The organism is Hyalangium gracile (genome assembly GCF_020103725.1).
GTDB lineage: Bacteria > Myxococcota > Myxococcia > Myxococcales > Myxococcaceae > Hyalangium > Hyalangium gracile.
Genome location: NZ_JAHXBG010000023.1, coordinates 134,974 through 147,246, shown reverse-complemented (window position 1 = coordinate 147,246; position 12,273 = coordinate 134,974). Strand labels below are relative to the sequence as shown.

The window sequence follows — 12,273 nt, the reverse complement described above, 5'->3', positions numbered from 1 at the left end:
GGAGAGGCTCTGAGAAGGGGGCCCGGATAGGGCTCGCGCCTCACCCAGGTGGCCCTGGGTGTGCAACAGTCACTGGATGTCCTCGAGCCCCCTCCCCTCCGCCACTGAGATCGGCCCAGGCGATGCGGCACTCCAGGCTGCGTTCTGCGACTACGTGCCCCAGGTGTTCCGGCGCGCGTCCTTCCGGCGCTGGTACGAGTGGGGCGAGTGGAACGACGCCTACCGCGCGTTCTCCGTCGTCGAGGAGGGCCGCGTGCTGGCCAATGCCATGACATGCGCGCGGTGATGTGGGCGCATCCCCAGGTCTACGTGGACACGGGCGTGATCATCTATGCGCTCCCGAAGGCCGAGTTCTATCGGTACCTGCGGCGCCTGGTCGAAGCGGGCTTCGGGCACCGGGTGATGTTCGGGTCCGACCAGATGGTGTGGCCCGACGTCATCCCGAAGGCCATCCAGCTCATCGAGGAGGCCCCCTTCCTGAGCGCGGCCCAGAAGCGCGACATCCTCTACAACAACGCCGCACGGTTCCTGCGGCTGGACGCCGCAGCCGCGAAGGACCCCCACCTCGAATGAGAAGTGCACCCCGAATGAGAAGATGGGCAGCCAGGCGGTCTTCACATGCTTCTGAAGAGCCTCCGTGAGCGCCTTCTCCACGGGGCCCTTCGTGTCCTCATGTCCAGCGTCGCGGCCCCCCCGGGCGCTCGTCCTACGGTGCCGCGCCCGCGGGACGCGGCTCCCGCGCCGCCTTCCGGAAGAGCTGGGCCGAGGTGAGCCACAGCGCGACGAAGAGCCCCGTCAGGACCAGGGCGGAGCCCAATCCGGCGATCAGGGCGATCACAGCGACCAGCGCCTGAGCCAGCGCCGTCCCGACCAGCGCGCGGGCCATCCCATGTGGCTGGAAGCGCGCGATGATGGCACCCGCGATCCCGACGACGAGCACTCCGCCGTACATCAAGTTGGCGGGGTTGTCCTCGCTCCCGATGATGCCAACGGCCAGGTTCATCCAGACGAGGGTGAATGCCGCCGCGAGCGCAACGCCGACGGCGGCTCGGTACGCGGTGCTGCCCGTCATCCTCGCTGCCAGCTCGTAGGTGCCGCAGGCGACGAGCAGCATGGCGCCGAAGATGGCGAAATCAGCCGGGCCCCAAGCCACTTCCTCGGTGAACCGCATCGCCACCGCGGGCGCCAGCAGCATGAGCGCTGAGGTGCCCCACACCGCCATCCTCCAACGGTTCCCGCGCCGTCCACTGCCGCTCTCCGTGCTTCCTGCCATGGCCCTGCCTCCGTTCATGGGTGAGGCCTACCAGGTACCGCGGAGTCGAGCACCGCTCGGCTGCCTCCCCGCGAGCGGTCGGGAACCGTCCCCGAGCGGCTCGGCGGCCGGCTTGAGCCGCGCGGAGCCCCTTCTCCCGACCAGTCCTCTTCCAGTCATGGTGCGTGTGTCACCCATGATTGCGGAGCCGAGCTACGTCTCGGCTCAGCCTGGACTGGGGGTGAGGACAGGGAAGCGGGCTCGCGGGGCTCCCGCGTGTGTCGTGGCGAACCACGAGGCACGCCAGCAGGGCAATGGCCGCGGCGGGGCACGCGCCCTATGGGAGCCTGGGGCATGCACGCGAGCCCCAGGTGGCGATGGACACCGCGTGCGCGCGGTAGCTCGCACAGTTCCAGAACAGAAAGAGGACGGCCTGTGAGCACTGAAAGCGATCCATCCCCAGAGGGGAGACTGAGCCTCATCATCAAGAAGTTCGAGCGCTTCGTCGTCGTCTCGATCATTGTGATGATGATGGTCGTCGTAGCACTCTCCACCCTCGAGCTGGGGTGGATCATTACCAAGGACATCATCACACCGCCCATTCTCCTTCTGGACGAGGACGAGCTGCTGGAGATCTTTGGTTTCGTGCTCCTCATCCTCATCGGCGTGGAGCTGCTCGAGACCATCAAGGCGTACCTGCGCGACAGCGTCATTCACGTTGAAATCGTCTTGGAGGTCGCCCTCATCGCCATCGCCCGGAAGGTCATCGTTGTCGACCTGTCGAAATACGACGGCATCAGCGTGCTCGCCCTCGCGGCGCTCATCATCGCCCTCGCAGCGGCGTCCTTCCTCAGGGTGTCGCGCGGCCAATCCCACCGCCGTTGAGACAGGGGCGCGCCCTGTCGACAGTGCAAGCCGCCGAACAGCACCTGCGGGTGGGAGCGGCTACCGCCGGTGCGCATCCGCCTCATCGTCTCGGCCCCGGCCGGACCGCTGGATTGTTGGTGAATGGCTCCCTCACCCTCCCCAGGGTTCGACTTCGTACGAGCAAGCCCGTGCGCACCCTTCTCCTGCGCTCCGCCCTGCTCAGCCTGGCTGGGCGGAGCGGCGGGAGGAGTCCATGAATGCAGGAGCTTCTGGCGACGGGGGCTGGTGGCAGTAGTGCTCGTCCGAGCGAGTGACGTCACGTGCCAGCTCAACGCAGGTGGCAACCAGGAAGATGGTGGTTCGGCCTCGCCTTGCTGGGCGCCGTCATCCTCGTGGCCGCCCGCTGGACGGAGCAACGGGAGTTCGCGCTGCTGCTGAGGCGCGCCGCTCCCGAGTACCTCCTGCTCGCCGCGCTGCTCCAGGCCGCGACCTATCTGGCCCAGTCCGCGGTGTGGGAGGTCGTGCTCGTCCGAGCGCGCGCCCGTACGCCGCTCTGGGAGCTCTACACGATGAGCTTCGCGAAGCTCTTCATCGACCAGGCCCTCCCCTCCGCGGGGATCAGCGGCTCGGTGCTCGTCGTCCGGGGGCTTCAGCGGCGCGGGGTCGAGCGCGGGCCCGCGCTGGCCTGCGTGGTGGTCGAGACCATCACCAACTACACCTCCCTCATCCTCGCGCTCGTGCTCGCCCTGGCTGTGGCGGGCTGGCTCGGGAAGGCCCAGGCCCCGGTGTGGGTCGTCTCGGCGGTGTTCATCACGCTCGCCAGTGCGCTGATTGTCGCCCTGATGCGCCTGTCCCGAGGCAAGCCCGCCAGGCTGCCGCGTACCCTCTCCCGGCTTCCCGGCCTCCAGACGCTCATCCGCGCACTGACCGAGGCCCCTCCCGAGCTGGCGCACCGCCCGCGCGTGCTGGCCGAGGCCACGGGCTTCAACTTCATCATCCACGTGCTCGATGCCGCGACGCTCTGGGCCCTGCTCCGCTCGCTCGGAGTCGACGCGGCGCCGGCCGGCGTGTTCTCCGCGCTCACCGTGTCGACCGTGGCCCGGACGCTCAGCATCATCCCCGCGGGGCTGGGGCTCTTCGAGGCCGCAGCCATCGGCGCGCTGAATCTCATCGGAGTCCCCCTCGCCGCGGCGATCTCGGCGACGATCCTGTTCCGCGGGTTCAGCTTCTTCATCCCCCTGGTGCCGGGGCTCCTGCTCTCGCGCGGCGAGCTCCGTGAGCAGCGGGAGGCCGAGCAGGGCCCGGCCATCGAGCGGTACTGGGCCCTCTCGCCTCAGGGCCTGCTCGACGCCCTGGAGACGACACCTGGCGGGCTCTCCGAGGACGAGGCCACCCGGCGACTGGCGCGGTATGGCGAGAACGAGCTCGAGGAGTCCCGGAGGCCCTCCCGTCTCGACGTGGCCTGGCGGCAGGTGAAGAGTCCCCTGGTGCTCCTGCTGCTCGTCGCGGCGCTCGTCTCGGCCTTCACGGGCGACTGGACCGACGCGGCCATCGTCCTGGCCATCGTCCTCGCCAGCGTGCTGCTCGGCTACTCGCGTGAGTACCGGGGCCAGGTCGCCATCGCACGGCTGCGTGAACGGATCTCCACCCTGGTGACGCTCCTCCGAGGCGGGCAGGCGCGCGCCGTGCCCCTCTCGAAGGTCGTCCCGGGGGACCTGGTGCTTCTGTCCGCGGGCAGCATGGTCCCCGCGGACGCGCGGCTGCTCGAGGCGACGGATCTGTTCGTCAGCCAGGCCGTGCTGACGGGAGAGAGCTTTCCGGTCGAGAAGCGGCCCGGGACCCTGGAGCCGGAGGCGGCGCTGGCCCAGCGCGACAACTGCGTCTTCCGGGGCACCCACGTGCTCAGCGGCGCCGGAAAGTGTGTCGTCGTCGCCACGGGCCGGGGCACACACTTCGGCAGCATCGCCCGACACCTGGCGCTGCGCGCCCCTGAGACGGAGTTCGATCGGGGCCTGCGACACTTCGGGTACGTGCTGCTCACGACGATGGTCGTCATGGTGCTGGTCGTCGTCGCCGCCAACGTGCTGCTGAAGCGGCCTCCCGTCGAGACGCTGCTCTTCTCGCTGGCGCTCGCGGTGGGACTGAGCCCGGAGCTGCTGCCCGCAATCCTCAGCGTGAACCTCTCCGCCGGCGCGCAGGCGATGGCCGCCCGAGGGGTGCTCGTGCGCAGGCTCAGCGCCATCGAGAACCTGGGCAGCATGGATGTGCTGTGCACCGACAAGACGGGGACGCTGACGGAGGGGGTCGTCAGCCTGGAGGGGGCCTATGACGCCGCGGGCCAGAAGTCCGAAGCGGTGCTCGAGCTGGCGGCCCTCAATGCCGCGCTCCAGGCAGGGCTGTCAAACCCGCTCGATGAGGCCATTCTCCGGGCGCACGAACCTGCGCCCGGGGCGGAGAAGCTGGGGGAGATTCCCTATGACTTCGTCCGCAAGCGGCTCTCGGTCATCACCCGCCGGGACGGTGAGGTTCAGCTCATCACGAAGGGAGCGTTCGCCCACGTCCTGGAGGCCTGCACCCAGGTCACCGGCGGTGGCCCGCTGGACGAGTCGCTCCAGGCGGTGCTCCAGCAGCGCTTCGATGCCTGGAGCCAGAAAGGAGTCCGGGTCATCGCGGTGGCCACCCGCACCATCGAGGACAGGGAGAGCTACTCGCGCGAAGAGGAGCGCTCGCTGACCCTCCGTGGCTTCCTGACCTTCGTCGACCGGCCGAAGGAGGGAGCGCGCGAGGCCATTCTCGAGCTCTCCCGGGTGGGCGTCAGCATCAAGCTCATCACTGGGGACAGCCGGCGGGTGTCCGAGCACGTTGCCAGGGAGGTGGGCCTCGGCTCCGGCCGGGTGCTCACGGGAGCGCGGCTCGACCAGCTCACCGACGAGGCGCTGTGGCACCAGGCCGAGCTGACAGACCTCTTCGTGGAGGTGGATCCGACACAGAAGGAGCGGATCATCCTCGCCTTGAAGAAGAGGGGCCATGTGGTCGGCTTCATGGGGGATGGAGTGAACGACGCGCCCGCGATGCACGCGGCCGACACGAGCATCTCCGTCGAGAAGGCCGCGGACGTGGCCAAGGAGGCCGCGGACTTCGTCCTGCTCGATCGGCACCTGGACGTCGTCCGGCGCGGCATCACCGAGGGGCGCAAGACGTTCGCCAACACGCTCAAGTACATCCTGACCACGACGAGCGCGAACCTGGGGAACATGGTCAGCATGGCCATCGCCTCGCTGTTCCTGCCCTTCTTCCCGCTGCTGGCCGGGCAGATCCTCCTCAACAACTTCCTCTCCGATGTCCCCGCCGTGGGGCTGGCCGGTGACAGCGTCGATCCCGAGATGATGGACAAGCCCCGCCGCTGGAACATGCGCCTGATCGGGCGGTTCATGGTGTCCTTCGGGCTGCTGAGCTCCCTGTTCGACTTCCTGACGTTCTGGGCGCTCCTGTGGGTGTTCCATGCCAGCCCCGAGCTGTTCCGCACGGGCTGGTTCATCGAGTCGCTGCTCACGGAGCTGGTGATTGCGCTGGTCGTGCGGACGCGCCGCCCCTTCTACCGCAGCCGCCCTGGCACCCTCCTGCTCGTCTCCACGGTGGCCGTCGCCGCGCTCACGCTCTTGCTCCCGTTCCTCCCGTTCGCGGGAGAGCTCGGCTTCGTGCATCCCCCTGGCACCCTGCTCCTGGTGGTGCTCGCGATCACCGGCCTGTACGTCGTCACCACGGAGCAGGCGAAGAAGGGGTTCTTCCGCGGAGAAGCGTGAGCGCGCCAGCGCCGAGCCCCTCGAGTGCGAGCGGCAGCGGAGAGTGCCATGGCGCCCGGTGGTCAACACGCCACTCTTTCCCCGGGGCGATGGTGGGCTCGTGGCCAGGGAGACACCCTATCCGTCCCCATTCCTCCCAAGAGGCACCGATGCGACGTCTATTGCTTCTCTCGCTCGTCACATGCGGGCTGCTGGCCTGCGACGCGCGGCCCACGCCAGATACGGCTCCGCCGCCGGAGCCCGCGTCCCCACCCACCGCAGCCTCACCGGCCCTCGAGCGCTCACCGGACGAAGAGGCGCAAGCCATCTTCGATGCCACGCTGGCGCTCGATGAGAGCTCCGCGAACCAGCCGAGGCTGACGCCCGTGGAGCGGCTCGGCAAACTCCTCTTCTTCGACAGCCGGCTCTCGGAGCCCAGAGGCCAACCCTGCGCCGTCTGTCACGGGCCCTCCGTGGGATGGACGGGACCGGATCAATTCGTCAACGCCACCGGCGGCGTCTACGAGGGTGCCGTGCCGGGGCGCTTCGGCAACCGCAAGCCGCCCGCGTCCGCCTATGCCACCCCTTCGCCCGTCTTCCACCTCGAGGACTCCGAGGGGCAGGTCCACTTCGTGGGCGGCAACTTCTGGGATGGGCGCGCCACCGGGGAGCGGCTGGGCAACCCCGCCGCGGATCAAGCCCAGGGCCCTTTCCTCAACCCGGTGGAGCAGAACAACCCGAGCGCGGCCGTGGTGGTGGCCAAGGTCTGCCACGGCCCGTACGTGAAGCTCTTCCGCTCCCTCTATGGCCACGACATCTGCCAGGACGTGGAGGAAGCCTATGACGCCATCGCCCTGGCCATCGCGGCCTACGAGGCCTCGCCAGAGGTCAATGCCTTCACCTCCAAGTACGACGCGTGGCTGGCCGGGAGGGCCGAGCTCACGCCCAAGGAGCTCCTGGGCCTGGAGCTCTTCGAGAACAAGGGCCGCTGCGGCCAGTGCCACACGAGCCAGCCAGGCCCCGACGGTGAGCCTCCACTCTTCACCGACTTCACCTACGAGAACCTGGGCGTGCCCCGGAACCTGCTCAACCCCTGGTACTGGCAGTCCGAGTTCAACCCGCTCGGGCCCTTCTGGGTGGACTATGGCCTGGGCGAGTTCCTGCAGACGCGCGAGGAGTGGGGGCCGTACGCGCGCGAGAACCTGGGCAAGGTGAAGGTGCCCACCCTGCGCAACGTGGACAAGCGTCCCTACCCGGGATTCATCAAGGCCTACGGGCACAACGGGTACTTCAAGAGCCTCGAGTCAATCGTCCACTTCTACAACACGCGCGATGTGCTGCCGGTGTGCCTGAGCGCGACCTCCGGCACGCCCGGCGTGGACTGCTGGCCACCGCCGGAGGTGGGGCTGAACCTGAACACCACCGAGATGGGCGACCTGGGCCTCACTCCCGAGGAGGAATCCGCCATCGTCGCCTTCTTGAGGACTCTCTCGGACGGCTACTTCCAGCCCTGAGCCCCACGCCCGCGCGTCAGTCGCCGCGAGCCATGGCGTGCGTTCGATTCCCGACGCCTCCATCGCGAGAAGCCCATTCGCATCCCACCACGGGAGGAGGCGGCAGCGACCGTGGCCACCTCCCTCGGCATCAGGCGCTGGAGCAGCGCCACCTCGCGCGTGAAGCGAGCGTCCTCCGCCTGCAGCGCCACCTTGAGCGCGAAGACGCCCGCCTTCGGGTGACCGGCTCCAAAGTCGTCATCAGGCCTCTCCAGGTGCTGGGCGAGCTTGCTCGCCAGCGCACCCTACCGGATAGGTGGGTCCTGGGAAAGGGACGCTCTCGGTCAGCTGGTCACGCTTCAAGGGCAGGGGCCGCAGTCCGCCGCGCAGCTGTCACGCGTCGTCCCACTGCCGCACTGCTCGCTGAGCTGGCACACCCCATCCCCGCACACGTACAGCACCTCGGGCCCCACCCTCGTGGTGATGGGCAGGTACTGGCGTCCGTACAGCGTGCAGCTCGTGTAGTACGGCTGGGTGCCCACTCGCGTGCACACGCTGTCGCACGCTCCGACGTACATCACCGGCTCGCACTCGGATCGGATGGCGCTGGACATCAGGGCGCAGGCGCGCACCGAGCTCTCCGCCGCCGGCAGGCTGCTCCCATCCCTCCCCACGTAGAGGCCCTCGCCCCTGAAGATGTTGCCGAAGAAGCACCCCTCGGTCCGTGAGTACGTCTCCAGCTCCTCCTGGGTGTACTCCAGCTCCTCCTCCTCCGCGTTCCGCCCCAGCACGGACATGGGAACGCTCATCCCGTACTTGTTCACGTGCGCCGCCAGGCACGCCGTCAACACCTGCTGCTCCGCCTCCGTGGCCGTCTCGCCCCCCGCCCACCCCGGCGTCAGGCCCAGCAGCCCGTCCCAGGTGTAGACCTGCGACGTGACCGGGTCCGTGTAGGTGACGCTCTGGCCACTCTCCACGCCACAGAGCACCACGTAGCGCATCAGCGTGTCGTTCAGCGGCCGGTCGTTCTGGAACCACGTCGCGAAAGCCGCCGTGCTCACTCCGTTCGTGGACAGCCCGTTCGTGGACAGCCCGTTCGTGGACAGCCCGTTCGTGGACAGCCCATTCGTGGACAGCCCGTTCGTGGACAGCCCGTTGGCAATCCGGATCTCCTGGCTCTGACTGGCGAGGGCCGGCGGCTCGTGGAGCTCCTGCGCGGGCCCGCAGCTCACCGCCAGCACCTGCGCCGCCAGCAGCACCTCCACGGCTCTCCCCCACTGAATCTTCTTCATGATGTTGTAGCCCCTTGTCTTCGTGAATACGCGTTGTCGTTGCTCCAGCGGCCGAGCGCGCGTGTTCTCCCACGGGGGCGTGATGGCGGCGTGACGGGGAGTGGCGAGCCGCTCGATGTGCGCGCCGCCGCATCCGGCGCGGCAGGTGGCGGTCACGCTCGGGAGCCGCGGCTGTTCACCAGGTCCTGGCTGGGCGGCCGACCGAACTTGCGCGCATACTCCCGGCTGAACTGGGTGGGGCTCTCGTAGCCGACCTCGTAGGCGGCGGTCGTGACCGAGGCCGCGCCCGCCACCAGCATCCGCCGCGCCTCGAGCAGACGCAGGGTCTTCTGATACTGCAGCGGCGACGAGGATGTGACCGCCTTGAAGTGCTTGTGGAAGGACGCGACGCTCATCCCCACCGCGCGCGCCAGCTCCGCCACCACCATCGGCGAGCGGAAGTCGCGCCGCAGCAGCGCTATGGCGCGGGCGATCGAGCTCGCGTGGCTGTCGTGCCGAATCAGGCCGCGCAGCATGTGGCCCAGAGGCGTCATGAGCAGGCGATAGTGGATCTCCTTGAGCAGCATGGGGCCGAGCACCCGCGCATCCGCCGGTGACTCGGCGAGCGCAAGGTAGCGGCCGATGGCGTCGAGCAGGCGCGGGTCGGCCTGGTGCACCTCGAGCGCCCGCGCGGTCGCATCCGCCGCCAGCTCCCCGACATCCTCGTAGAGGCTCCGTAGCACCTCGACCTCGATCGCGAGGAGCACCACCAGATAGGGCGCCTCGAGGACGCGGGAGACGATCGGCAGGTCGTGGCTCACCAGCGCGCAGCTCCCCGCGCCCAGGCGAAAGGTGTGCTCGCCGAAGGTCATCTCCTTGTACCCCTGGAGAATCAGGCAGAGCATCGGCTCGTAGATGGTGGCCTCGAACGCGGTGCGCTCGTGATGGCGCAACACGTAGAGGCCGGGGCGCGGTGTCACCAGCTGGGGCGTGCGAGCGCTCGAAGAGGGGATGAGCCGCAGCGCGTGCTGGGTCAGCCGCCGCAGGTCCACGCGGAGCCTGGCCTGGCTCGATCGGCTCGGTTGGCTCGCAGGCATGCGCCTCATCCTGCAGGCCGGGAGAGAATCAGGCAAGTCTTGCAGAGTCTTGGGCAGGCGCCGCGCCCCTTGGGTGCGTAGGGTGCTCTCCACCAAGACCCGGGAGAGTCCGATGACGAGAGTGATCCACCAATCGCATGACACGCACCTGACGCGTGCGACGGTCGACGGCGACGCCCTCTGGCTGGACCGCGACGAGCTCGAGCGCGCCACTGGCTGGCTCTGGAAGCCCCACGGCCTGTGCCGAGGCGAGACCTGCGTACCGATACCTCGCGGCACGGACCGGCGCTGGGTCGACGGCGACCGGCTCGATGCGGCGGGCCTGTGGCGGTACGCCGGCTGGCCCGTCGTTCGCAGCGGGTCGGGTGACATCTGGGTGCTGGGCGAGGGCGCCTCGAGTCGAGCCAGTGCGCTGACCTCCCTGGAGGCGCCCGACTTCGAGCTGCCCGAGCTCGACGGACGGCTGCATCGCTTGTCCGACTATCGGGGCCGCAAGGTCTTCCTGGTGACGTGGGCCTCGTGGTGTGGCTGCCGCGCAGATCTGCCCGTGTGGCAGTCCCTCTACGAAGCCACCAGGGAGCATGGCTTGACGGTGCTGGCGATCGCGCTGGACCAGCCCGACGCGGCCCGGCCATGGCTCGAGACGGCCTCGCCCGGCTACCCCTGCCTGATCGATCGCGATCACCTGACGGCCGAGCTGTACAACCTGGTCAACGTGCCGCAGGCCGTCTGGATCGATGAAGCCGGGCGCATGGTCCGGCCGCCCGAGACCGCGGGTATGACCGACAGCTTCCGGCGCATGGATCGCAAGAGCTTCACGATGCCGCCGGAGGCGCAAGAGAACCGCCAGCGGGTGAAGACAGCGTATCTCGACGCGGTGCGCGACTGGGCTGTCCGTGGCGCCGCGAGCCCGTACGCCCTGGATGCAGAGGCCGTCATGGCGCGGCTGACCGTTCCCGACGCGGCGATCGCCGAAGCCCACGCGCATTTTCGTCTGGGCCAGGCGCTGGTTCGCGACGGACAGACCGCGGAGGCCGCGGCCGAGTTCGCCGAGGCCAGCCGGCTGCACCCGGATTCCTGGGCGATGTGGCGGCAGACGGCCGACAAGGATGCGCGCGGTCTGGCCGTCAGCGATGCGTTCTGGCGGCGCGTCGACGCGCTGGGCGACCGGCCCTACTACGCGCCGGTCGATTTGGGGTAGCTCGCTCCTCCGGACGCGCCCGGGAGCCCAGGAGGAGTGTACCATCCCGGGAGCCATGAACCGGACACCCCCGCAACGCGCTCCAGGAGTTCGTCGCCCCCAGGCTGACCGTCCCGCGATGGCGCGGTGGGATGCGCCTCGAGAGGCCGCCCCCCTGCTCCCCGCCGCCACCGCGGAGCTCGAGCGGCGCGGCCACCGGCTCGATCGCATCCCCACGCGCGCGGAGCTGCGCGGACGGATCGAGGTCCGCGGTGACGCCGCGTCCGAGCAGGAGGCAGACCGACTGGCCGAGGCGGCCCTCGGGCACGGACGGGCCGTCTCCAGCGCGGCGTCCACCGCCAGCCCAGGCCTCGAGGGCCCCGTGGACGCCGGCACCGAGCGCGCCATCCATGCCGCGCGGGGCCAGGGGCAGCCGCTGGTGGGCAGCCTCCGTGCGCCGCTGGAGCAGGCGCTGGGCCTGGAGCTGGGCGGTGTCCGCGTCCATCTGGACGAGCGGGCCCACGGCCTCAGCCGCTCGCTGGGCGCACGCGCCTTCACGGTCGGCCAGGATCTGTTCTTCCAGCGGGGCGAGTACAATCCCGCCACGGCCGAGGGCCGTCATGTCATCGCGCACGAGGTGGCCCACGTGGCGCAGCAGAGCGCCTCGGGCTCGTCGTCACTCCCCCTCCGGCGCATGCCCGGAAAGGGCTCGCAGGGCGGGCAGGAGGCTTTGGACAAGGCGCTCGAGGAACTTCAGAAGAAGCGCAACGGCGCACCCTTGGCGAAGGGGATCTTCGACAAGGTCGCGACAACACACAACCTCGACGCGGTCACCCTGCGCGACGCCTACAATCGGAAGAATTACGATCATCCGACCCACCGTGAGAAGCGCGAGAAGCTCCAGAAGGAAGACGAGACGAAGAAGACGCCCGACTGGAAGCTCTCGACCAGGGTTGCATCCGTCGAAGAGCTCGTCACGAACAACGAGATCAGCGTGGCGGAGCTCATGAACGTCTACATGACGAGTTCCGACAAGAACGGCGGCTACTCGATCAGGGTGCGGCTCAACAACATGACCGGGCACGTCCTGCATGCGCACATGACGGCGGACCATGACGTCGCGCAGGGCCCTGACCCGGTCCACATCAAGAAGACGACGGGTAACACGAAGGAGGTTGCCAGCGACTCGCACCCAGTGCCTCCTGAGCTCCGGGCGCTTCTGCTGCCTCCCAAGGAGACCATCAAGCAGGCGAAGGAGAGTTACGACGCCGCTAAACTCAATAACGTCTCCAACGAGAATTGATCATGGCTACTCCTGAGGAGATGGGTGT

At 68.9% G+C, this 12,273-nt stretch carries 10 protein-coding genes; 7 read left to right on the top strand and 3 right to left on the bottom strand.

Annotation, left to right across the window (positions count from 1 at the left end):
• Positions 1-76: 76 nt before the first annotated feature.
• Positions 77-286: a hypothetical protein gene (locus KY572_RS35585; protein ID WP_224248143.1), complete on the top strand. Its 210-nt coding sequence runs from the start codon at positions 77-79 to the stop codon at positions 284-286.
• Complete coding sequence (locus KY572_RS35580; RefSeq protein ID WP_224248142.1) at positions 274-573, top strand: amidohydrolase family protein; 300 nt, start codon at positions 274-276, stop codon at positions 571-573. Before KY572_RS35585 ends, KY572_RS35580 begins: the two co-directional genes overlap by 13 nt.
• A 133-nt stretch (positions 574-706) precedes the next feature.
• Here KY572_RS35580 and KY572_RS35575 read toward each other — a convergent pair whose 3' ends face one another.
• On the bottom strand, positions 707-1,222 hold the full coding sequence (locus KY572_RS35575; protein ID WP_224248141.1) for a hypothetical protein: 516 nt from the start codon (positions 1,220-1,222) through the stop codon (positions 707-709).
• 465 nt (positions 1,223-1,687) lie between these two features.
• Between KY572_RS35575 and KY572_RS35570 the strand changes: the two genes are divergently transcribed.
• The 3 genes from KY572_RS35570 (at position 1,688) to KY572_RS35560 (ending at position 7,415) form a co-directional block, all read left to right on the top strand.
• Complete coding sequence (locus tag KY572_RS35570) at positions 1,688-2,137, top strand: phosphate-starvation-inducible PsiE family protein (RefSeq protein ID WP_224248140.1); 450 nt, start codon at positions 1,688-1,690, stop codon at positions 2,135-2,137.
• Between the two features lie 302 nt (positions 2,138-2,439).
• Positions 2,440-5,922 carry a magnesium-translocating P-type ATPase gene (mgtA, locus tag KY572_RS35565; protein WP_224248139.1) on the top strand — a complete coding sequence of 1,161 codons (3,483 nt, stop codon included), beginning with the start codon at positions 2,440-2,442 and terminating at the stop codon, positions 5,920-5,922.
• A gap of 149 nt (positions 5,923-6,071) precedes the next feature.
• Positions 6,072-7,415, top strand: coding sequence for a cytochrome-c peroxidase (locus KY572_RS35560; RefSeq protein WP_224248138.1), 1,344 nt, complete (start codon positions 6,072-6,074; stop codon positions 7,413-7,415).
• A 338-nt stretch (positions 7,416-7,753) separates the two neighbouring features.
• Here the strand turns inward: KY572_RS35560 and KY572_RS35555 are convergent, their stop codons facing one another.
• Positions 7,754-8,686: a hypothetical protein gene (locus tag KY572_RS35555; RefSeq protein ID WP_224248137.1), complete on the bottom strand. Its 933-nt coding sequence runs from the start codon at positions 8,684-8,686 to the stop codon at positions 7,754-7,756.
• A 152-nt stretch (positions 8,687-8,838) separates the two neighbouring features.
• Positions 8,839-9,762, bottom strand: coding sequence for an AraC family transcriptional regulator (locus KY572_RS35550; protein ID WP_224248136.1), 924 nt, complete (start codon positions 9,760-9,762; stop codon positions 8,839-8,841).
• A gap of 112 nt (positions 9,763-9,874) precedes the next feature.
• On the opposite strand from KY572_RS35550, the gene KY572_RS35545 reads away from it, so the two are divergent.
• Together KY572_RS35545 and KY572_RS35540 are read left to right on the top strand one after the other, a co-directional pair.
• Positions 9,875-10,963, top strand: coding sequence for a TlpA disulfide reductase family protein (locus KY572_RS35545; protein ID WP_224248135.1), 1,089 nt, complete (start codon positions 9,875-9,877; stop codon positions 10,961-10,963).
• Positions 10,964-11,081: 118 nt separating this feature from the next.
• On the top strand, positions 11,082-12,245 hold the full coding sequence (locus KY572_RS35540; protein WP_224248134.1) for an eCIS core domain-containing protein: 1,164 nt from the start codon (positions 11,082-11,084) through the stop codon (positions 12,243-12,245).
• The last annotated feature ends 28 nt before the right edge of the window (positions 12,246-12,273 follow it).